The 23,105-nt window shown below is 49.9% G+C and carries 17 protein-coding genes; 4 read left to right on the top strand and 13 right to left on the bottom strand.

Annotated elements, in window-relative coordinates; all coding sequences use genetic code 11:
• Positions 1–12 precede the first annotated feature (12 nt).
• From pstA to HI950_RS16115, 3 genes are all read left to right on the top strand, one after another.
• On the top strand, positions 13–903 hold the full coding sequence (gene pstA / locus HI950_RS16125; RefSeq protein WP_169086112.1) for a phosphate ABC transporter permease PstA: 891 nt from the start codon (positions 13–15) through the stop codon (positions 901–903).
• A 281-nt stretch (positions 904–1,184) separates the two neighbouring features.
• A complete protein-coding gene (locus HI950_RS16120) occupies positions 1,185–1,961 on the top strand; it encodes a 3'-5' exonuclease (RefSeq protein ID WP_169085862.1) in 777 nt (258 codons plus the stop codon).
• Between the two features lie 123 nt (positions 1,962–2,084).
• Positions 2,085–2,966 carry a DMT family transporter gene (locus tag HI950_RS16115; protein ID WP_169086110.1) on the top strand — a complete coding sequence of 294 codons (882 nt, stop codon included), beginning with the start codon at positions 2,085–2,087 and terminating at the stop codon, positions 2,964–2,966.
• A 28-nt stretch (positions 2,967–2,994) separates the two neighbouring features.
• On the opposite strand, the gene HI950_RS37025 is transcribed toward HI950_RS16115, so the two are convergent.
• The 6 genes from HI950_RS37025 to HI950_RS16085 form a co-directional block, all read right to left on the bottom strand.
• On the bottom strand, positions 2,995–3,234 hold the full coding sequence (locus HI950_RS37025; RefSeq protein ID WP_169085860.1) for a hypothetical protein: 240 nt from the start codon (positions 3,232–3,234) through the stop codon (positions 2,995–2,997).
• 22 nt (positions 3,235–3,256) lie between these two features.
• Positions 3,257–4,009, bottom strand: a complete 753-nt coding sequence (locus tag HI950_RS16105; RefSeq protein ID WP_169085858.1) for an amino acid ABC transporter ATP-binding protein — start codon at positions 4,007–4,009, stop codon at positions 3,257–3,259.
• Positions 4,010–4,023: 14 nt separating this feature from the next.
• Positions 4,024–4,692, bottom strand: coding sequence for an amino acid ABC transporter permease (locus tag HI950_RS16100; protein WP_169085856.1), 669 nt, complete (start codon positions 4,690–4,692; stop codon positions 4,024–4,026).
• Positions 4,693–4,743: 51 nt separating this feature from the next.
• On the bottom strand, positions 4,744–5,592 hold the full coding sequence (locus tag HI950_RS16095) for an amino acid ABC transporter substrate-binding protein (protein ID WP_169085854.1): 849 nt from the start codon (positions 5,590–5,592) through the stop codon (positions 4,744–4,746).
• Between the two features lie 474 nt (positions 5,593–6,066).
• Entirely contained in the window at positions 6,067–13,179 is a 7,113-nt protein-coding gene (locus HI950_RS16090; RefSeq protein WP_169085852.1) for a pullulanase, read from the bottom strand.
• Between the two features lie 626 nt (positions 13,180–13,805).
• Positions 13,806–14,231, bottom strand: a complete 426-nt coding sequence (locus HI950_RS16085; protein ID WP_169085850.1) for a DUF6157 family protein — start codon at positions 14,229–14,231, stop codon at positions 13,806–13,808.
• 233 nt (positions 14,232–14,464) lie between these two features.
• Here HI950_RS16085 and HI950_RS16080 point away from each other — a divergent pair, with 233 nt between their 5' ends.
• Positions 14,465–15,874 carry a HEAT repeat domain-containing protein gene (locus HI950_RS16080; protein ID WP_169085848.1) on the top strand — a complete coding sequence of 470 codons (1,410 nt, stop codon included), beginning with the start codon at positions 14,465–14,467 and terminating at the stop codon, positions 15,872–15,874.
• A 68-nt stretch (positions 15,875–15,942) separates the two neighbouring features.
• Here the strand turns inward: HI950_RS16080 and HI950_RS16075 are convergent, their stop codons facing one another.
• The 7 genes from HI950_RS16075 to HI950_RS16045 all read right to left on the bottom strand — a co-directional run bounded on the left by HI950_RS16075 (position 15,943) and on the right by HI950_RS16045 (position 23,073).
• Complete coding sequence (locus HI950_RS16075; RefSeq protein ID WP_169085846.1) at positions 15,943–16,758, bottom strand: AraC family transcriptional regulator; 816 nt, start codon at positions 16,756–16,758, stop codon at positions 15,943–15,945.
• 95 nt (positions 16,759–16,853) lie between these two features.
• On the bottom strand, positions 16,854–17,324 hold the full coding sequence (locus HI950_RS16070) for a heme-degrading domain-containing protein (protein ID WP_169085844.1): 471 nt from the start codon (positions 17,322–17,324) through the stop codon (positions 16,854–16,856).
• Positions 17,325–17,489: 165 nt separating this feature from the next.
• Entirely contained in the window at positions 17,490–18,104 is a 615-nt protein-coding gene (gene wrbA / locus HI950_RS16065) for an NAD(P)H:quinone oxidoreductase (protein ID WP_169085842.1), read from the bottom strand.
• Positions 18,105–18,140: 36 nt separating this feature from the next.
• Positions 18,141–18,908 carry a pirin family protein gene (locus tag HI950_RS16060; protein ID WP_169085840.1) on the bottom strand — a complete coding sequence of 256 codons (768 nt, stop codon included), beginning with the start codon at positions 18,906–18,908 and terminating at the stop codon, positions 18,141–18,143.
• A 171-nt stretch (positions 18,909–19,079) separates the two neighbouring features.
• Entirely contained in the window at positions 19,080–19,484 is a 405-nt protein-coding gene (locus HI950_RS16055) for a VOC family protein (protein WP_169085838.1), read from the bottom strand.
• A gap of 74 nt (positions 19,485–19,558) precedes the next feature.
• On the bottom strand, positions 19,559–21,319 hold the full coding sequence (locus tag HI950_RS16050) for an ABC transporter ATP-binding protein (protein WP_169085836.1): 1,761 nt from the start codon (positions 21,317–21,319) through the stop codon (positions 19,559–19,561).
• Positions 21,316–23,073, bottom strand: a complete 1,758-nt coding sequence (locus HI950_RS16045; protein ID WP_169085834.1) for an ABC transporter ATP-binding protein — start codon at positions 23,071–23,073, stop codon at positions 21,316–21,318. The genes HI950_RS16050 and HI950_RS16045 overlap by 4 nt, the downstream gene beginning before the upstream one ends.
• Between the last annotated feature and the right edge of the window lie 32 nt (positions 23,074–23,105).

Here is a 23,105-nt window from a genome sequence, read left to right as displayed (position 1 = left end):
CAAGCCATAGACATGAACCCTTTAACGAATCCCTTTAGCGGCAAAAAAGGACTTAATCGGTTAAAAGACCGTTTATTCACAGGCATCGTATGGTCACTTGGCCTACTAATCATCGCGTTTATATTCGGGCTTCTCTATCTTATTTTGCAAGATGGGCTCCCGAAGCTAACTTGGGACTTCCTCTTTGGCTTGCCAAGCGAAATTGACGAGGGCGGCGGCATAGGCCCTACCTTGCTGAATTCCTTCTATATCCTGTTCATTTCTTTGCTTATTTCGATTCCGCTCGGAATGGCGGCAGGCATCTATTTGGCGGAATTCGCGCCTGACAACAAGCTGATCGGCTTCGTGCGCATTTGCGTAGAAGGCCTCGCTTCGGTTCCTTCCATCATATTCGGCTTGTTCGGTATCGCCTTGTTCGTTGAATATTTCGAGATCGGCTTGACCATTCTCGGCGGTGCTGTCAGCCTTGCCTTTCTTAATCTGCCTGTTTTAACCCGCGTAACCGAGGAATCGATCCGTTCGGTGCCGAAGGAGCTGAAGAGCGCATCGTTCGCGCTCGGCGGCACCCATCTCCAAACGATAACCCGCGCGCTTATCCCAGCCGCACTTAACGGCATCATAACGGGCATCTGCCTTGTTGCTGGCCGCGCATTTGGCGAAAGTGCCGTTATCATTCTGACCGCAGGCGTAACGACATCCGGCGAAATGTGGGATTTCAGCCTCTTCTCGCCAGGCGCTACGCTCGCCGTTCACCTCTGGTATGTGCAATCGGAAGCCATCGTCGGCGATGCGCAGGAAATTGCCCAAAAAGCAGCAGCGGTGCTCGTGTTTGTCGTGTTACTGATCAATTTAGTGTTCCGCATTCCGCTTTGGCTGAATTCCCGCCGTACAAAGCGCTCTTAGATCAGAAACATGCCTTCAGCATTTGCCTTACGGGCTGTTGCTGAAGGCTTTTTTATGGGAACTAAATCCTATAAATGTAGAAGCTTTGGGAATCACCTCTGGGATTGGCATTTGGCGGCGCATTCCTATCTCATTCGTTATTTTGCTAGCAACGGTCATCTTTTATGTCATAAAATTAAGAAAATAAACGCGCAAAAGCGTTCTACCATATTGTAGTTCCCATCTGGATAACTTTTTCTGATAGAATGGAGAACACAGGCTATCTATCGGAGGTTAAGATTTTGGACTATATTATACTCGATATTGAATTTAATGGACGCAAGTTTGCAAGCGAATTGCCCATGGAAGTGATTGAGATCGGTGCGGTTCGTTTAAATAGCTCGCTTGAGCAGACGGATGAATTTTCTGCTTTAATAAGACCGATTTATTTTTCCAAGCTGAATAGCTTTATTAAGAAGAAAACCGGAATTCCGCAGGAAGACATCGATATCGCAAGCCGTTTTCCGAAGGTGATCGGCGATTTCACTGCTTGGCTGAAAAAAAGCGACAGCTTCCTGCTGTTCACATGGGGCGGCGAGGATTTAAAGCGAATTGTGTTCGATACGCGGATGCATAAGCTCGATGACGGCTTCTGGATGGCCGCCGAATATTTCGACCTGCTCAAGGGCTATATTCGCTATAAGAACGTTACGAATGATGTCAGCGTCGAAGCCGCTCTCATCGATCTCGAAATAACAGCGGAAGGCTCGGCGCACCGGGCACTGGACGACGCACGTATGACAGCTGAGGTGTTCCGTAAAATTTTTGGCGAGCTGGATTTCGATCTCAAGCAGCAATTCAAGGATATGTACACGAACGCGAAGGAACGCAGAATGGTCAAAAATGCGATTCGATCGATGAACGCGCAAAAAATCGTGCCGCAATGGGAAGTTTTCGCTGAACGTTATCTTGCCGGAAAAGCCTCCTTCGAGGATGTAAGGAAAGTAGCGGAGCTTCAGCAGTATTTCGACGCTGAGCTGGAGAAGGCAGCGAAGCCTTCAGCAGGACAAGCTGGATAGCTTCTCCCATGCGTTAAAGCGATCAAATAATATTAAATAAGCCCCTGCCCGTCAACACCAACAGCAGCATGCTGCTGTGAATGGGACGTTAGGGGGTTTTTAAGTATGGGAGAATCTACAACTATGAATCGCGGCACCAAATCATTTGCTACTTATGAGTTGCTTTACATCGTCGGTATTATCGCCATCTCGTTCTCTTCCATATTCGTTCGTTGGTCTGATGCCGACGTAGCCGTTATCGCCATGTACAGACTATATTTAACCAATCTTATTATGCTCCCGCTCGTCTGGAAATATCGGTCGGAATTATTTCATCTTAGTGCAAGGCAGTGGCGGCTGTTAGCAGCCTCGGGCATTATGCTGGCGCTGCATTTTTTGCTTTGGATGGCGTCGCTGCGGCTAACGACGGTCGCTAGCTCTACGGTGATTTTGACGCTGGAGCCGGTCATGGTCATGCTTGGCTCTTATTGGCTGTTCCGCACGAAGGCAAATCGCATGATGCTGTGGGGCATGGGCATCGCGCTCATCGGTTCCGTCGTCATCGGATCAGGCGACCTTTCCCTCTCGAGAGAAGCGTTGCTCGGCGATGTTCTGTCCTTGCTCGGCGCGGCGGCAGTAGCCGTTCATATGCTGATCGGCAAGCAACTGCGGAAGGATATGAGTGCATTTGCCTATAACTTTTGGGTATTCGCGCTGGCAGCAACGGCACTCGCCTTCTACAATATCGTACGGGGCAACTCCTTTACTGGCTACAGCCCGAAGGAATGGGGCATATTCCTGCTGCTGGCGATCGTTCCGACGCTATTTGGCCACTATCTGTTCAACTGGCTGCTCAAGCATATGAGCGCTGCCGCAGTTTCAATGTCCGTGCTTGGCGAGCCTGTTATTGCTTCCCTTCTCGCGTGGGCGCTTTTGAAAGAAGCGTTAACAGGCTATCAGCTAGCGGCCGGCGCATTAATTTTGTTCGGCGTGTGGCTTTTCATCCGCCATGGCAAAGAAGAGTAGCGTATGAGACAGTCCCAAAGAATATGGCTCACCCCGCATTGAAATGCGGATGATAAGAAGCCTCCAGCTCCACGTACATCGTGGAGTTGGAGGCTTCTTCACTTGCTCTCCGCAAAACGTAGCATCTGCCTCCGAAGAACAGCTGGCCTCGATGGAAGAAGTAACGTCGTCCGCTGAATCGCTCAGCATGATGGCGCAAGAATGGCATGCTTTGATCGGCAGGTTCAAGATATAAATATAAAGGGGATGCTGCCAGCCTGGGCAGCATCCCCTCTTCGTATGTTTTTCAACTAAATTTCATAGCTGGCCAATCGATTCAAAAATTGAATGGCACGTGCGCTCTGAGGATTTTCTAAAACGTTCTCCGGCGGCCCTTCTTCAATAATAACTCCGCCATCCATGAGAATGACACGATCGGCCACATCAGCTGCGAACTTCATCTCGTGGGTGACGATGATCATCGTCATTCCGTCCGCAGCAAGCTGCTTAATAACCTTGAGCACCTCGCCAACCAATTCAGGATCCAGCGCTGATGTCGGCTCATCGAACAACAGCACCTCCGGATCAACAGCCATGGCTCTGGCTATGGCAATCCGCTGTTGTTGTCCGCCTGACAATTGATGCGGATAAAATTCAGCCTTGTCGGCCAAGCCGACCTTAGCCAGCAGCTCTGCGGCGCGTTGCCGAGAGTCTGACTTGCTCTTCTTCTGCACCGTCACTTGCGCTTCCATAATATTCTCAATAGCTGTTTTGTGTGGAAAAAGGTTAAACGACTGGAACACCATACCCGTTTGCTTACGCAGGGCTACTACTTCATTCTCTCGAATTTTCTTCCCCGTCTCAAAATCCAACTTCTGCTTGCCGACCGTTAATATGCCTCGATCAGGCACTTCTAGAAGATTGAAGCAGCGAAGCAGCGTCGTCTTGCCGGAACCGGAGGGTCCTATTATCGCGAGCACTTTGCCCCTCTCCAACGTCAAATCAATTCCCTTCAGCACTTCCAATGTTCCGAAGGATTTATGCAAATTGCGTATTTCAATCATCTATATTCTCTCCCTTAGCTTGCGGAATACCGTGCCAATCGTTTCTCGGTAACATTCTGCAGCCATGACAGTACAGAGCAGAACAACAGATAGATGGCCCCAGCCGCGCAATAAATCAGAAGAGGCTCGTACTTAGCTGCGTTAATTTGTTGCGCTACACGGAACATCTCCACATAAGTAATGGTAGCTGCAAGAGACGTATCCTTTACCAGGCTTATGAACGAGCTGCCAAGCGGTGGAATCGACACGCGAGCAGCCTGCGGTAAAATGACCCGCCGAAGCGCCTGCCACCTTGTCATACCTAAAGAATATGCGGCTTCCCATTGGCCTTTCTGGATCGACTGAATCGCCGCACGTACAATCTCGGAGCCGTAGGCGCCTACACTGAGCGTGAAGCCGATGACAGAAGCAATAAACGGATCTAATATAATTCCCACATAAGGAAGACCATAGAAGATAATAAACAATTGGACAAGCAGCGGTGTTCCGCGAATGATCCATACATAGAAGCGTGCGACAAGCCGCAGTACTCTTATGGTGGACAGTCTTGCAAGTGCAGTAGCAACAGCTAATATAAGACCTAAAATAAAGGAAACTAATGCTAGCGGAATCGTAAAAACTACCCCTGCTTTAAGCAGGGGCAGCAATGAATCTATAAGAATCTCTATTTGACGATCAGTCATATTATAAGCATCCTTTACGCCTGTGGCTGTTAGTCAGCAAGGCAGCATTCATTATTTAGAGACGTCAGCTCCAAAATATTTCTCGGAGATTTTAAGGTAAGTGCCATCGCTCTTGATCTCGGCAAGCGCGCCGTTTACCGCTTCAATCAAAGCTTCATTTCCTTTTCTGAAAAGAGCGGCGTTCTTGGCTGCATCCGGTGCTTCATCAACAATTTTAAGCGGCAGGTCAGGCTTTTGTTTCTTTAAATCCAAGAAGGATAGTCCATCATTTACGGTAGCATCGATACGCCCCGAAGCAAGCAGATCGATCGCTTGGTTGAAACCATCCGTCGTCACAATCTCTGCCCCATTCTCGCGGGCAATTTCAGCAAGGTTGCTCGTTAACGATTGTCCCGCTTTCTTGCCTTTAAGGTCTGCGAACGTTTTAATGTCCGTATTATCTTCAGGAACAATCAAAACTGCTTTGGAAACGATATAATCATCAGAGAAATCATATTTCTCTTTCCGTTCATCCGTAATGCCCACTTGGTTGAAAATAGTATCAAAGCGCTCAGCATCAAGGCCAGCGATAATGGAATCCCACGAAGTCTCAATAAATTCAGCCTTTAAGCCAAGTCGCTCCGTAATCGCTTCTGCAATCTCAACGTCGAAGCCTGTAAGCTTGCCTGACTCATCATGAAACGTAAATGGTGCGTATGTGCCCTCTGTACCGATGCGGAGCTTGCCGCTTGCTTTAATCGCATCCCAAGCCGCTTGTCCAGGCAAATTGGAAGCCTCCTCAGTTGGGCTTGCCGCTGGATCTTGAGTGCCTTCATTGTTATTATCTTTCTTGGCGCCGCAAGCTGCAAGCAGCAATACGGTAAGTACCATCAATAATGTTAGTGTGCTTATTCTCTTCATGTTATTACCCCTCGCTATTCTTATCTGTAATGTATGGACAGGTCGACTACATGAATATTATATCGCATGTGGTGCTATGTCAATCCCTTTTTTCCTAGTATTCTTATATGAATTATAAATTTAAAAGATATCTAAAAGATAAAATCATTATAACCATGTACAAAAAGGCATAACCATATTTTAAGAATAGCCCTTTCCCATAAGAAGCCTCCAACTCCGCTTTGACCGTGGGTTTTGAGGCTTTTTCCATACATATTCGGGTCTTCTGTCAATTAAAGCAGACACAATATCATACAACTCGATGTTTCTCGAAGTAACTCTTTTCGCAAAAATGAGTTATCCTTAATAACCAGAATGTAGAATACAACGAAAACTTGGCTATAACGGGGAAGAAAAGAAATACAGAGCACCGGAGGCAGCGCCCCACAATGCTCTGTATATAAAATCAATAGATTGCTATTTACTTACATATAGTTATTTCCCTAGCAAGTTGTAGATTACCTGCGCGCTTTCAGCACGCGTCATTTTCCCCTTCGGTACAAAGGTTTCGTTTGCTCTGCCTTGTATTAGCCCTAGCTCTTTAGCGGTAGCAACGGATTCGGTAGCCCACTTGCTGATCTGGCTGCGATCAGTGAATGTTGATTCCGCCGCCGCCGAAGCCGACGCTTCCCCTTTCTTCAGCATATAAGCTCGGATCAGCATAACTGCCATTTCCTCACGGCTGATCGTTTCGTTTGGAGCAAAAACGTGACCGCTGCGTCCATTCACGATGCCAAGCTCGCTTGCTGTCGCCACATACGCAGAATACCATTTGTCCGCCCCGACATCTGCAAAGCTCGCTGTGCCTTCCGCTTTTAAGCCAAGTGCTCGAATGAGCATTGCCGCGAATTCTGCACGGGTTACATTCGCTTGCGGCGCAAACTGCTTCTCGTTAATGCCCGTTACGACATGCTTGGCAGTCAGTGACTTAATCGCTGCCGATGCCCAGTGGCTTGCTTGAACGTCTGTGAACGATTTATCGTACTCAAGAACAGCGTATTTGCTAAAATGGGTTACCTGCGCTGTCATGGTGTCGCCGCTTAACACTCCTCCGAAAAATTCAAGCTTGCCATCGTCACTTACATAATAAACACCGACGAGGTCTGTATCTGCACTTGCGTTAACCTTAAACGTGAGTGTGATTGGCTTCTCGAACTTGGGAGCTCTTACGTTCTTGCCATCTTTGGTAAGGACGCTTAAGTGGAACTCATAAATCAAGGAGCCCGCTTTCACATCTGCTTGATTGCCATCGATTCGGTCAATCAAAGCGTCAGCTTCAGCAGTCGCCACTGCTCTTGCTTCCAATTGGATACGGGAGCTGCCCGCTTCGCCTGCCGGTACGAGACCTTGCATCGAGGCTAGTATATCGTTAGGTACCATGACCGTAATGCCGCTAGCTTTCAGCTCCAAAGCTTTGCCTGCTAACGCAGCGGCTGCATTTAGCGGCAGAAGAACGGTATTTTTCCCATCTGCAAGTTGTACCGTTGCTTTGCCGTCCTTACCGCCTCGCAAGCTGTCATCGTTAATGACCTGAATGTCAGCCGCCAGCGGCGTGTTTGTCGGCGTGCTCGACGTTACAGTTGGCGTCGCAACCGGGGTTGGTGCTGTTGTTTCCACCGGCGTTGGCGATGGTGTTGGCGATGGTGTCGCCGTTGGTGTTTCCTCCGGTGTTGGCGTTGGTGTCGGCGTTTCCTCCGGTGTTGGTGTTGGTGTTGGTGTTGGTGTTGGAGTCGGTGTCGGTGTCGGCACCACAACTGACACCTCGCTCAAAATAACCGTTCCGCCTTCATTTCTGCCCGGCACATCAACGGTCAATTGACCATTTGCCGCTACTTTGTATAATTGGCCGCTATATTCGTCTTTTACCTCTGCACCGGCCACGAATGGAACTGCTAGCGTAACGGACTTGCTTTCCACTGCGGTATTAATGATCGTTACGACATTTGTGCCGTTATATTGCTTGCTGAAAGCTAGGTACCCTGCCGAATCAGAGGCAGCAAGCGTCGTACGCGCACCCTTGGCGTAGACCTTCGAGAACTTAGCCCGAATGTTCAGCAGCTTCTCGTAATGGTCATGCAGCGCTTGCTCCGCGTTCAGTTGATCCCACGGCATATCTGTACGATTTTCGCTGAACAGCCCGGCACCCATATCAATGGCATTTGCTCCCGAACGGCCTAGCTCCTCGCCGTAGTAAATGACAGGCTGCCCTTTTGCCGTGATTTGAAGCGCCGCTGCGATTTTCAGCTTCCCTTTGTCTCCATCGACAAAATGAGAAAGGAATCCGTTCTCGTCATGGCTGCTTAGAAATTGCCCCATCGTGGCGCCGTTATCCAGCTTCGCTTCCCGATCAGCTAAATAAGCGTCGACTGCTTCAATTTTGCCGCTGGCAAATTCCTTTGCTCTGTCATTAAAGCTGAAATCGAGCAAGCCATCCATTTGCCCGCTGCGAAGCATGCCGCCATCGCCGTCAATCGTGCCTCCAAAATATTCGCCGATCAGCTTGAAGTCTGGATTGATAGTGGTCAGCGCATTTTTGAACGCCTTCCATGTCGTGCTCTCCACATGCTTAATCGTGTCTACTCGGAAATAATCGATCATGTCTCCGCGATCCGTTTTGGCACGCTCCAGCCAGCCGGCTTGCCATTCGATTATTTTCTCGCGCACGGCGGGGTCCTCTGTCTTAAGATCTGGCAGATGATCGAGTTCTCCCTCAATTGGGTTCGTGCTCGCTTGAACGCCGTTCGTACGCAGCATGCCCTCAAAGCGCGCTTTGTCCTCCGGCGTTATGCCAGGACGATTCTCGTCTGCCTTCAGTCCATAGCCCGTATGGTTAAGCACGACATCGACCATAATTTTGATGCCTTTGTCATGGGCTTTGTCGATAAGCTCCTTGAACGTATCCATGTCGCCAAGATGCTCGTCGAGCTTCGTAAAATCTTTTGCCCAATAGCCGTGATAGCCATATTGCTTGCTGTTGAAGTCGACACCTTTGTTGAAATCAATATTGTCGACAATCGGGGTAATCCAAAGCGTATTGATGCCAAGCTCCTGCAAGTAGCCCAGCTTGTCGATCATCCCTCTGAAATCTCCGCCATGGTACGCTTCGAGATGCTCTTTATCCACATCCGCATTATTTGTCGCATCGCCATCTGCAAAGCGGTCGGTCAGCGCAAAATAAATACGTGCCTCATCCCAATCAAAGTCGAGATTGCCCACAGACGTTCTTGCTTTTACCGTTACCGAACCGGTATGCGTATGCTTATTGCCAAATTCATCAATGAGCGTTACCGGTATTTCCTTTGTGCCCGCTGTTACCGTATCCTTTACCGCAATCGTTTGGGCAAGCAGGCTGGTGTCAAAATTAACTTTTGCTGGTCCGCCTAACGCCGTTAGATCCATATAGCCTTCTGTAAAAGCTACCTCTTCCGAAGCATTTGCCTTTATCGTCAGAACCGCATTTTCGTTATACGATATCGCGGCTGGCTGCACGGATGACGTCATTGTAACGACAGGCTTCCGATACGCAATAACCGATTTTCCATCTGTCGTGTTATGGGGATCGGTTATTTCAACCTCTGCCTCACCTTTCTTCGTGACAAGGAAGGTATATTCGTATATCCCGCCTTCTACATTGGCAAGGGTGTACGCAAACCACTCTTTCGCGGCATCATACACCAAATCATACGTTGTGTCGTTTATCTTCACTTTAACGTCTGTTATATCGCCCAGATGTCCACTTGCGAACAAGATATCATCCCGGTATCGGAAGCTAATGCCGCCGTCCTTCAGAACAGGTCCGTTAACGCTTGGCAAAATATCGACCTGGCTCACCATACTCGTAATGTTCACCTTCGTGAATGCCGCGCCCGGCGCTATGGGAATGACGCGGTCATCCGGAATATCCTGCTTCGCGGTGTTCCAATCTGTCCCTTTGCGAAGGACAAAACCTACGCTTGTTGCATCCTGAGCAATTTCGAGCATAACGGATGCAATGCCGTTTTCGACTTTGTCAAAGTTGATTTGGTCATTTTTTACGCCAGTGTTCCAAATCCACAAGTTCCAGTCCGTATAGTTTTTATCCGGCCGGATGTAATTCAATTGCACGTAACGCTTCAACGATTCGGTCGTAACCGTAACCGTTGCGCTCGCGGAAGCGCCATTATAGGTAACCGTGATCGCTGCATTTCCTGCACCAATCGCGGTTACCTGACCGCTTGAAGCTACAGCAGCTACCGTTGGCTTATTAGAGGAATACGCTGCTTGGCCCGTTACATTTTTTCTGCTGCCGTCACTGTATTTCGCGTAAACCGCCGTCTGGTGCTTCGTGCCGACCTGCAGCGAATAGCTCGCGCTGTCCAGCTCCAGGCCAGTAAATACAGCAGCTGCCGCATCCATTTTAATTATGACCGCAGTCAGAGGATCTAGCTTAATCGTGCTCGCCGTCAGCTCAAAGCCCGATGGGTCGGAAACGGCTTCGATTCCTGCCTCGTCATTATCAACAACTACCGTGCCTGCGGTTAAGTCCTCCGTAAGCGTAAGCGTTCTTGCCGAGCTGTCCGCATTCATAAATACGTAATAATTGCCGGTTCCGTCCGTTGCTTTGTTCTTGTAGCCGATAACCAGATCGGTTGCTTTCATCTCCTTGGCATCGACAAGCGTAACGTTGGAATCAACTAAAGCCTTGTCGCCCAGACGGAACGCATTCGTATGCTTCCTAAGCTCGATCAAGCCTGCCGTATATTCCTTGGTCGTATGGTTGATCGGATATTGCTCGGCACTCGCAGCCTTCTGCCAGTCAAACTTATTAATGGCGTCAGAGGAATCATAGGAATCATGGACAAAATAACCAAACGATTGATCCTGTGCATCCTTAAGCTCATGATATTTTTGCTCCGGCTTGCCCTCTCCCAGCCACTGCTTCGTTCTGCCATATTCTTGCCCCGCGTGCAGGAACGCCGTTCCTTGAGACGTCAAAATCAACAGATTGCCCAGCCGCACGCGCTTATGAATTTCCAGATCGTTAGCCGCAACCGCGGGGTCCTTCTTGATGGACTGCGCAATAACGTCATAGAGCGGCAGGTTGTCATGGGCTTCAATATACTGCACCATGTCTCCTGGATCATCGGCAGGCGTATTGCCCGGCTGCGCTTTGATATTAGCCAAAATCGTTGCGATGCTTCTAGCACCGCCCGTTATAAATCTGGGCTCGCCCTCTGAGCCGTAGCCTGATTTCAATTCGTTGCGAATCTCATCAGAAAATACGCCAACGCTGTCCGTTTTGTCCATCCAAGCTTGGTCTGCCCCCTTGCCTGCTAATGACGGATCGGATGCGGCTCCTCCGAACGTTTTCCAGCCCTCGCCGATGAACAAGGCGTTCGGGTTAATGCTGGCTGCGGCATCATAAGCATGTTGAACCGCATCGTAGGTGGCATCGCCCATCATATCCCAGCGCATGCCGTCGATTTTATACTCATCGAACCAATACTTAACGGAATCAACCATTAGTTTCTCCGCCATTAGGTGAGAGGTAGCCAGATTGTTCCCGAAGCCGCCGATGTTGTTGCCGTTCGCATCCTGGAACGCGTAGTAGTTAGGCACGATATCGTTAAGGAAGCTTGCTTTGGCCATGTGGGTATACACAACATCGAGAACGACCCCCATGCCCGCATCATGAATCGCATCGATGAGACCTTTTAATTCTTTGACTCTAAGCTCGGGATCGGCTGCATTCTCGGAATAAGCGCCGTCCGGCGAGAAGTAGCTATGCGGATCATAACCCCAGTTGTACTCATTATTGATAGCCGAATACCCCATTTCCCTGGTGCCCATATTCGCCTCATCGCCATAGTACCAAGCCATGACCGGAAGGAGCTGAATGTGGGTAACGCCAAGCGATTTGATATAGTCCAGCTTATCCTTGAATGCGTTATAGGAGCCCCATCTTGCATGCAAGTCATTTGCGATACTAGGATCTGACGTAAAATCTCTAATATGCGCCTCCCAAATAATCGCATCCTCCCGCTTCTCATAGCCGTCGATTTGGGCAAAATCAAAGTCTGCCGCTGGGTCAGTCCCGACGAGGTCAACAATTGCCGCCTTGCCGACCGCATCGCCGTCCTCCCCCGCTTCTCCTTTCGTATTGACTCTGAACTGCGCCATCGATTTGGCGTACGGATCGAGGACATTTTTTGTTACACCGTCATTCGTTACTTCATATTGATAGAAATAACCTTTCAAATCGGTTATGCCTTGGGCATCCAGATCAGCCGGCGCAATGGCAGCCGACCACACGCCTTTGTCGCCTTGCGTCAAATCTACGCTGCCGACTAGCTGAGCGGAGTCGCTTTTATCGTAAACGTTGGCAACGACTGAGCTTGCTTTTGGCGCCCACAGCTTCAAAATAACATGGCCCGAGTCATAGCTCGCACCAAGGTCATTTCCTTCGTAGCTGTACAATTCGTCAAGCATTCTCCAGCCTGCAGCAGCCGTTACCGTTTTGCCTTGGTAGGTGATGCTAAGCGGAGATTTGTCCAGTTGTATATCTGCTGAAACGAGGACGCTTTTCTTATCCGCCTGCAAAGTCACCTGATTAATCGCGACAGCTGCGCCGTCTTTATCCTTAATCGTAATCGCTTGCTTCAATTCATCCGCAGCAAGACCGTCGGTCATCGTAAACCCGAGAAGCAGCTTGCTCTCAGACAGTATTTCGGCGGATACAAGCCCTGTAGGCAGCTCCCAGTAAGGAGAAACGTACACATGATTGTCAGCTTCTCTGATCCAAAGCTGATTATAACGATCAAGAAGGCTGAAGGTGCGATCTCCGCCATCCTTATCGGCATCGCCCAACGTTCGGTTCACGACTAGGAAGCTTATTTTTTGCGCGTTCTCTTGTAGTGGAATATCTACGTAGCCCCCATACCGATCGACATTCTCTGCCGTGAATGCGGATGCGCCCGCCGGCCAGTTCGTTGATGGCGACGCTACTTGATCCCATAGCCACAATCCGTATGCGCTTTGGTTATTGTCGGCTCTGACGTAGTGAATACGCACCGTATTGGCCGGAAGCTCTACCGGCTCGTAATAAGAAACCTTATCGGAATCTTGCTGTATCCACACCTCGTTCACTTCAGGAGTCGTTATAGTTACCGCTTTATCGCCGCCGTCCTTCCCTTCATTGGACCGATTGACGATCAGGAAGCCCACTTTTTTGGCATTTGCGGCAAGCGGGATGTCGACGTAAGCGCCGTAGCTGTCCCGCTTATCATCCGGGAAAGCCGTTGCACCCACCGGCCAGCTCGTAGATGGCACGGCAACATGATCCCACGCCCATACCCCCAGATTCGTATAAAGACCATCGGCACGTTGATAGTGAATGCGAAGATGGTTCGCCGGTACAGGTTCTAGATTGGGTCCGACCACCACCGGAACTGAAACTGGTACTGGCTCAGCAGCGCTCGTATTGATCGGTATACCGCCGACCATGGACCAGAGCATCGCTGCAATTAGCATAAGGGACAGCATTTTCTTTCGCTTTAAAGCAAAGCCCATTCGGATGAACCTCCCCAAATTATCATTAAAGTTGCTTTCAAGCCTCTAATACTTGTTGCCTCACCACGCCAGCTTGCTTCTTGATTGACACCTCCTGCCTAGTCAAAAATAACAGCCATGATTTTGTGCAATCGTTTGCATAAAAGGCATAAAAAATGTGCATCTTACCTTCAATCCTCATTCAGAAGCTTTATTTTCAAAAATCGAGAAATGAAAGCGTTTGCTGAATTCCATATTAATCCTAAAAATAAAGCGCTGTCAATTATTTTCTCACTTTTTTCCCATTACATCATGTTTATGCACCATTTCAACCTCAAATGACAACGTTTGCACAAATTGTTGCACAGCTAGCTGGCTTCCTCATCGCAAGCGCAATTGCAGCACCGAATGTGATTCATGCCTAAAAAAAAGACCACATCACGTGACAGTGAGATTCACTGACGCGTGAGGTGGTCCCCTATGCTTATAAGTTGAAATTACTCGAGTGCCACTCATCAGAAAGAAGATGTCTGCTGCACTTTGTACAACGTAACCCCTTTATGCAGCCAGCTTAAGCACTCTATTTGTCACGATATCGAACTTCATATAGGAGCAGTAAACAATCATTCTGCAATTACAGTTCCGCTTTATTTTTTACTGCTCCGCATCCCTTTCAGCACCTTTACATTGTCGCGTCCGCCTTCAGCAAACTGATGGTATTCAGCTGATTCCTTAGGTACGAGCGCCAGCTTGCCCGCTTCATTAAAATGGATGCCCCAGCCATATTTCTTCGGCAGCATAGAGGCCCTTAAGCAAGCCATCGGCTTCGAGAAAAACTCATCCCAATGCTCGCCCCCTCTTGCTTCAGGCTCCTCTGCAGCAAGCCCCTTATGCCGAATATGCACCTCGTACAACAGCTCTTCCTGCGTATATCTGTAAGGCTGATTGGCTGCCAGCTCATATTCGAGGCTCGGCTTCGTCCGCCCGCTCTTCTTGTCAGGCGGCACCGTACCGATCTCCACCGGACAGTCTGAAGACACCGTAATAAAGGTATTATAGTAGTTCAAGTCCATGACCCGTATCCTCCTAAACCTTGAATAAGGCTATTATATCGATATTCCACTTGCATGACTATACACTCTCATTTATGTCCAATTGACCTGCGTTTCATTTCAAGCTTTTTTTGTCGGCCTTGAGGCAGGAAGTTAGTTTTATGCAAGCTTCACTTAGTTTCGTGTATGTAGCAATTGCGCGGCATCTCCTATAATCGGTGTATAAATTCATTTCATAGGAGGATATCGATCACATGAATCAATCACCGCTGTTGCTGACGGATGAGCAAATGAGAAAGTTTATTACGGAAGGATTTCTGATCTTAAAAACAGACTTCCCTGAATCGTTTCACCTTGCGATGACCGAGGAGCTTACTAGGGTTTACAACGAGGAAGGAAATCCTGGCAATAACCTGCTGCCGCGAATCCGGGAAGTTCAGCAGGTATTCGAAAGCCCCGTCATTACGGGCGCATTAACAAGCGTGCTGGGGCCGAACTATATGCTGCATGCCCATAGGCATGGCCATTACAACGCGCAGCCCGTTGCCGGCGGCTGGCATAAGGACAGCTACTGGGGCTACTCGCGGATGCGCAACCACCACCCATGGTGGGCGATGATTATGTATTTTCCGCAAAACACGCCGCTTGAGCTTGGGCCCACTAGCGTTCTCCCCGGCACGCAAAACTACGAATCGCGCACCTTCGCCTCCGATGAGGCCGCAGGAGAAGCATACGCTAACGGTGAAGCAGGCACTTTCGCGCTCATTCATTACGATATTTGGCATCGCTCAACGCCAAATGTGTTAGGCAGCGCCCGCTATATGCTGAAGTTCGAATTTATGCGCACGGCAGCTCCAACCGCGCCTTCTTGGAACAATCAGGCAGCAGAGTGGCAAGAGCCCTCCGATCTTGCGCTGCCCATTGCAAGCCATGAAACGTTATGGGAAGAAACGTGGAACTGGCTGTCGGGCAGCGTCGGCAGCATAGCGAATTCTCGGGATGGGGATGCTGCACGGCTTGCAGCGCTCACAAGCGGTTTAGAAAATAAGTTCGAGCCAACTGCGCTGAACGCAGCTTATGAGCTGGCGAGGTATGGCCCTAAAGGCGTAGCTGCCTTGCTCGCTGGACTCCACCATGAGAGTGTGGACATATCACGCATATCTGCTTATGGACTGTCGGCGGCTGGCTCGGACGCTGTCGACGGATTAATTGCCGCGCTGGATCAGGATCGCGAAGAAACCATCATTCATGCTGCATTCGCGCTTGGCGAGCTGCGTCAATTCGCGGACTCTGCGCTTCCAAGGCTTGCTCGCTTGCTGTCCCACCCTTCCGCAGCATTACGCAGCGCGGTCGCTGAAGCACTGGGGATGATCGAGTCAACCTGCGCTGTAGCGGTTGAAGGCTTAATCATTTGCCTAACGGATGAGGATGCTCAGGTTCGCTTTACAGCTGGCCTTTCATTGGCAAAGCTTGGCCCCGCTGCTGCTGCTGCCGTTCCCGCTTTGGAGGCAGCGCTCGATGACGAGAACCGCTACGTACGGGCGCATGCGCTCGAAGCGCTCCGCTATATCGGCACGGAGGAAGCAAAAGATATTCTAATCAAGTCGCTCTTTAACGCGCGCTGGTGTACGACTACGACGAGCGCGAACGCCTTTTATCCTTGATCTGCAATAAACAAAGAACCATGGCATTTCTGCCGCGGTTCTTTGTTTATTGGTCTGGCCGATAAGCTCTATTTGAGCAAAAGCTCTCTGTACTCGCTTGGCGAAAGCGCCGTGTACTCCTTAAAGAGCCGCGAGAAGTATGTCGCATCCATCCCCAGCGCTTCAGCTACGGCAGAGATGCTTAGAGAGGTAAAGCTAAGCAGCTCCCTTGCCTTGTCCATACGCTTGCGGTTCACATATTGAATCGGCGAGAGCCCGGTCGTATTTTTGAACATGCGTATGAAATAATTGGGGTGAAAATGAACCAGCTGCGCCAGCGTATCGACCGAAATATTTTCGGAAAGATGCTCCTCGATATAGGAAAGCACAACGTTCATCTTCTCAAACGAGCTTGTTGTCGGCGTGTTAATCGTAACCCGATCGGTCTGCTCCAGAAACATCGCCATCATTTCGAGGAAGATCGCTTGCACGTGCAGGTCAGCCGTCCACTCCTCGCTCTTATGATGATACCTAAGACGATCGAATTTATCTTTTAATGCCGGATGATCGGTTACCGTCAGTATGACTGGCAGCTCAAGCACTTGAAAAAGATTGAAATTGCCCAGCTTCGCCGTAAAATGGCACCAATATTTGCCGAACGTATTCGTATTGATCGTGCCATAGGATTGGGTCACATCCGCTGGCAGCAAACATAGATCGCCAGCTTTCGGATAATAGATGCGATCCCCAATTTTTATGTATCCCTCGCCCTCTTGAATATAATAAAGCTTATTCACGTCAGGCGTGTAATTGTCGTCATTCCACGAGAGCGGTACCTTCGTATACTCCACAACGGCCACATGCAATTGCAAACCGGTCAAATACGATTTCCAAAATGTTCTCAAGCCAGCAGCGTCCACTGCAATTCCCGCCTTCCAAGCCCACTTATGTCGCTTATATTAGTTAAAATCAATACTTGGCTTTTAAAATGCGTCATTAGTTACTTCGATAAGTAGCGGCGCAGCACGGAAATAAGCAGATCATGATCCTCCTGGTCCGGCAAGCCGGATACGGTAATCGTGCCGATCTGCCCTTCACCCTCAACGATAAGCGGGAACGCCCCTCCAGCTCCTACATAATCGGCAAGAGGTAGCCCATGCTTCTCCTCCATCGTCGTTCCTTCATTGCGAAGCCTGCAGGCCACATGCCAAGAGCTTGTGCCAAAATGTTTTACTGCATTATTTTTGCGGCGAATCCAGTCCTCGTTCTCCACCGTTGTACCTTCCATTGCATGCAGAAATAATCGCTGGCCTGACCGGGTAATATCAACCGTGATGCGCTTGCCGCTGCGACGCGCCTCCTCCACAATCTCCAAGCCTAACTCCAATGCTGTATCATTCGTAAAGGTCTCAAAGCGAAGCTCCTGCTCTTCCTGTTCCATCTGCAGCAAGCGTTGATTTATATTCAGCATGATTTGCCTTAGCTCCCCTTTGCATTTCCATAGTAAAAGATGCATGCAGCATCACTCTAGCCCTATCTTATCTCTTATTCTTTTGCTTGCCAACAGAAGCCTTACACACAAAAAAAAGAGGCAAGCCTCACGCCGCCTCTTCATTCCTTTTTAGCTCCTTTAAGCTTACGCTTGAGCTTGTCCGAGCTTTACCCACTGCGCTACATTTACGGTCCGTTTCGCTTGGTATTCAACCGCTACTTTGACGTCCTCCACCATTTTCCCGCCCTGAACCGTCACACTCGTTCCATATGGATTGCCGCCAGCTTCGAAGGTAACAGGACTTGAATAGCCTGGCGCAGCGACGATCGCTCCCCAGTGATACATCGAGGTGTATAAGCTAAGAATCGTTTGCTCTTGTCCGCCGTGCGCATTTTGAGCCGAGGTCATTGCGCTTACGACTTTATTGACAAGCTTGCCATTAAACCACAGCGAGCCCGTCGAATCCAAAAACTGCTTAACCGGACCCGGCATGCCGCCAAAACGAGACGGGATGCTGAAAATAATCGCATCAGCCCATTCCAAGTCCTGGTAGGAAACTTCAGGAATTTCCACCGTCGCAGCAACATGCGCCCTCCAAATCGGATTCGCTTGAATCGCTTCCTCGTCTGCCAGCTCCGGGGTCTTCAAAATTCTCACCTCAGCGCCCGCTTCCTTTGCGCCTTCCTCAGCCCATTGCGCCATTTGATAATTCGTTCCCGTTACACTGTAATAGATAATAGCTAGTTTAATCGTTGACATCCTGCTCATCTCCTCAAATGTTTATGTTCGAAATGATTAACGCTGATACAGCTCGTAAGCGACTTGATTCGGCAGTTGAATGACGATCATGCGTACTTTTTCCTGCTCGCTTGCCAAGCGTACCGTCTCTGACTGAGTACTGCCTGCCTCCAGCACGGTAAAGTCTTTATGCTGGAATGAAGTCGTTTCTCCCCTTATGCTCCACTTGCCATTTCCTCGAATGGCTAATGCTGCGATGGAATAGCCTTCAGGAATCGTGTGCTCATACTCGCTGCCAGCGTCCAATGAAATATCCCACATTTGTGCATCCGTTACCAAATGAATGGGAGATCCCTCACCAAGAATGGTCTTCTTCTGAACGTGATCATTATTAGCCCAAGGAAAGTTCTCGGCAACATATTCGTTGTAGGTAGGTCTCCTTTTGATCGCTTCCTCCAGATCGGGCTCAAACCATATTTGAAAGATCTCAGCGTCAGGCCCATCTATTTTCTCGCGATGCGATACGCCGGAACCTGTCTGCATCACTTGAGCGCCGCCAGGACCTACGGTGCTTTCCGTTCCAAGCGTGTCTCCGTGCGAGACTTGCCCATTCACGACATAGGTCATAATTTCAAACCCTTTATGCGGATGAAGCCCAATGCTGCCACCCTCCATGGCATGTGCCCAAGCCCAGTAAAATAAAGGCCCAACCCGCTTAACCGCACCCAAATCCTGAGGGAACCCGATCGGCTTCTGCTCAATGATTCTGCCTCCTTCAAAGGAGCCCGTCGCTTGCTGCAATGGCGTATATACGTTCATCTTCATGATTTAGCCTCCTCTCTTGCTATATATCTTAATTTTGTGAATCCTATAATTAGTATATATTCATCCTATCATTAGGGTAAGTGGATGTCAACTAACTTTTATAAAGCAAAAAGCCGAGTGCCTTCTCCAATGGGAGAGGCACCCAGCCCTATTTTGCAATCCTATCGCTTGTTACTCCCTGCAAATCATAAGCATATTGTCATCCAGGTCCTTAATGACAAACCAATGATCATGCTGAATATCCGTTACAAGGTTCACCTGATTGGCGACAGCAAAATCATAAGATGTCTTAAGATCATTCGTCATTAGCATAAAAGCCGGCGTCCTTAGATTAGGAGCTCCGCCAGGCTCCTTCCCGCCCCACATCGGCATCGTATCCAAAATAAGGCCGGTGCCCTGCATCGGCAATGGACAAAGATGCCCATTCATTATTTCGCAATCATTCGGAAGTCCGAGCAGCCGGCAATACCAATCCCGCGATTTCTCGATATCCTTAACCGGAACAAAAATAGATCCTACCTTGTTCAATATCGGACTTTTGACCGTTTCGCCGCTTTGTTGCTCCATTTGCTTCATTTGAATACCTCCTGATTATGGTTTAGCAGCCTTGCAATAGCTTGCCTTGCGGGAAACCAAATAAAATGGATTCGCTAGCTCTCTTCACCATGCCATAGCTTGTGAAACGATTCATTCGAAGCAAGCAGGCTCTCTGCCGTTCCTTCCGCCTCGATTCGTCCATCCTTCATTACGATAATATGATCAGCCTGCGCAAGAGCCGTCTTGCGGTGCGAGACGACAAGGCATGTTGCATCGCCGCGTTCGCGGAATAGTCGGGACCAGAGCTTCTGCTCGGTCTCTACGTCCAGCGCGCTGGAGAGATCATCAAATACGTATAGCTCGCTGTCGCGGACAAGCATCCGAGCCGCAGCCGTTCGCTGTGCCTGACCGCCGGAGAGCTTCACCCCGCGAGGCCCGATGACCGTATCGAGTCCATCCTGCAAATGCCCTAGATCGTCCTCCAGCACCGCCGTATGAAGCGCTCTTGCCAGCTGGCCATCCTTATCCGAATGGCCAAGCAATATGTTCTCGCGCAGCGTATCGCTGTAGAGCCTTGGCACTTGAGCCGTATAAGCGCTCCGCGGCGGAACAAAAAACGAGCCGGCATCCTTTACCTCAGATCTGTTCCAACGAATCGTCCCGCTATCTTGCGGCAGAAGTCCCAGCAAGGCTCGCACCAGCGTCGTTTTGCCAGAGCCGATTGGGCCAGTAATGACCGTAAAGGAGCCGCGCTTCAGCGTGAAGTCGACATCCGTAATTCCTCTTCCGGTCTCAGGATATATATACGTTAATCCGCTGACCTCAAGCTGTTCTAGCCGCATGCTTGCAGGCTGCTCCGAAGTGGTTGTCTTCGAGGCGTCCTCGCGCAAATGCAATTCATGATCGGCCGTCAGCACCTGAGCCGGAGCGCCCTGCAAAATGCCTGTCAAACGAAGCAGCGCAACGGTCATTTGCTTGAAATAAGTGAGGAACTTGCCGAAATTCGAAATGAACTGTGTGACAAAGGTCAGGTAGTAAACAAACAAAGAAAAGTCGCCTACCGTAAATTCTCCCCCGCGCATTTTTTGTCCGGCGAGCAGTAGAATCAGCCCCGTGCCGAGGTTCACTGAGTTGGAGAAAATCGAATCCAGCACCTCGGTCATCAGCTTATCCTTCAGCATCGTTTTGCGGCGATTGTCGTTCAGCTCTCTGAATCTTGCCATTACCCGCTTCTCGGCGCCTGCTACTTGAATAGCCTGCACGCTGCCGAACATTTCGCTAATCGCACCCGTTACCTTCGCTGTAGATTCACGGCTCTCCGAACGATATTTTTGCAGCCTAGTCGTCGCTAGCTGCGCCGCAATAACGACGATCACCAGCGGCAAAAAGACGAGCAGCGTCATTTGCGCATCGATTCGAATGAGAATAAAGCACGATACGAGCGCGAAGCAGGTCATGCCGAACACGTCAACGGACCAGCTTACCGCTTCCTCAGACTGATCGACATCGTCGCGAAAGTGGCTGATGGCCTCGCCAGGCGAGCAAGGTATCGCCCTTGCTCCCGGCTCCTTCAATATGTGCTCCAATAAATTGCGGCGCAGCAGCATGCCCATCCGGAACCGAAAATTCACATCCGTTATAAACCCGATCAGCACTGTGGCGCTGCGGGCAAGCGCGGCGCCTATCAGCAGCGCGATCAGCCCCCATGTTCCATAGCCGGCGGCTGAATCAATCGTTAAAGAATCAAAAAAAGCTTTCGTAATAAGTCCCGGAAAAATCGGCATTAAGTAAATAATCGTCCAGACGAGCGCATTGGTGATGTACCATGCCTTGCGGTAGCATATCAAACGCCACATATACATAAACGTGCTCATGCCAGCACCTCCTCTAGTCCAGCCGCAAGCATTTGGCTAAACCGTGATCCCGGGTCGGAAGCGAGCTTTATCCTTGGCCCGCTCTCCACGATGCGTCCTTGCTCCAAAATAACGATCTGGTCGGCCCGCTGCACCGTGGCGAGTCGGTGCGCAATAATGATGCAGGAGCGATTACTCAGCAGCTTGCTGATTGCCTGCTCCATCCGATATTCGGTTAGCGGATCGAGCCTGGATGAGGCTTCATCAAGAATGACGAGGCCTGGATTCGTTAGAAACACTCTTGCAAAGGCAAGCAGCTGCGCTTCTCCCGCCGACAGGCTGCCCCCGCCCGATGCGAGCGGCGTATCAAGCCCTTCCGGCAGCGACTCATACCAGCTTCGAAGCCCCAGCTCGCGCAGAACAAGAACAATGTCTTGGTCAGAAATGCTATCGTCATAGAAGGTCAAGTTGTCCCGTACGCTTCCTTGCAATATTTCAATGTTTTGCGTTACGAGCGCCACCTTTGAGCGCAGCTCCATGAGCTTGCACTGCCTAATATCCGTACCGCTCAGCTTAATGCTTCCCTGCTGCGGATCATAGAAGCGAAGCAGCAGGCGCGCCAGCGTCGTCTTCCCGCTTCCTGTCCGTCCAAGCAGTCCAAGCACCTCTCCCGGCTTCAAATGAAGCTGCAGCTCCTCAAGTGTCGGATATTCGTCATAGCCGAAGGTGACATTGTCCAGCTCTACCGCCAGCGGACCTGCCGGTAGCTTCGCGCCCGGCCCGTCCTCGATTCTTGGAGCCGTAGCAAGCAGCTCCCGGATGCGAAGCAGGCTTGCGTCCGCCTTTTGCAAATCTTCGAATTGCGTCCTTATCTTTTCAATAGGCTTCGCCAGCAGCTCCGTGTAATAGAAGATGAGATAGACCGTTCCGATGGAGAGGCTGCCAGCCTTCCACAGATACGCGCTTATGGCAAAAGCCATCGCGTTACCTAGCGCAAAAACGATAATCGTCGTGATCCACATCGATGAGAAGCCGAGAAACGCCTTTCTCCGCAGCGGAAGCATGCGGCGCAGCAGCGCGTAGAAACGGTTCATGACAAAGCCGGTCGCGCCGTTCGCCCGCGTGTCCTCCGTGCCTTCCAGATGCTCGCCGATAAAGCCGTAAAACTCGGCGTTGATTTGGCGCCATTTTGCCCATACCGGCACTGCAAATTTGCGAATCCATTGAATGACTAGCATCGCGAACACAACAAACAGCAGCATCCCTGCGCCGATAAGCACATTCTCACGGAATAACAAAATGATAATGCCCAGCATAAGCAGCAGGTTGCCTGCTAAATGGATGATGAAGCTGGAGAAAAAGTTGGCAAGCGCATTAACGTCCCCGTCGACACGCTCAATGATGGATCCCGAGGTATTCGATTTATGGAAAGACATATCCAGCTTTAGACAATGCTCGGCAAGGTCACCGCGCAGCTGGTTCGTCGCTCGCCAAGCGAGGTTCTCGCTCACATAGGTTGCGGTAACCGAAATAAGCTGCTGGATGAGCGAGAATCCGATAAACAGCGCCGCAGCGTAGTAAAGCGGCTCCAGCGCTTTATCCGATTGGGCGGTATCAATAAAATACCGAATAATTTGCGGATTGATCAGCTGCAGTCCGATCGAGGAAAAAAGGAGCAGCGCAAGCGCAAACAGCGACTTCTTTCGAGGTAGCAGATAGCGGCTTAGCATCATTTTGTAGTGGGTTAGCGAATTCAACTTATTGACCTTGCTCATGTTCTTCCCCTTTCTGCCTCAAACTAGCTGTA

The organism is Paenibacillus sp. PL91 (genome assembly GCF_012935325.2).
GTDB lineage: Bacteria > Bacillota > Bacilli > Paenibacillales > Paenibacillaceae > Pristimantibacillus.
This window is presented reverse-complemented; position numbering and strand designations above follow the sequence as displayed.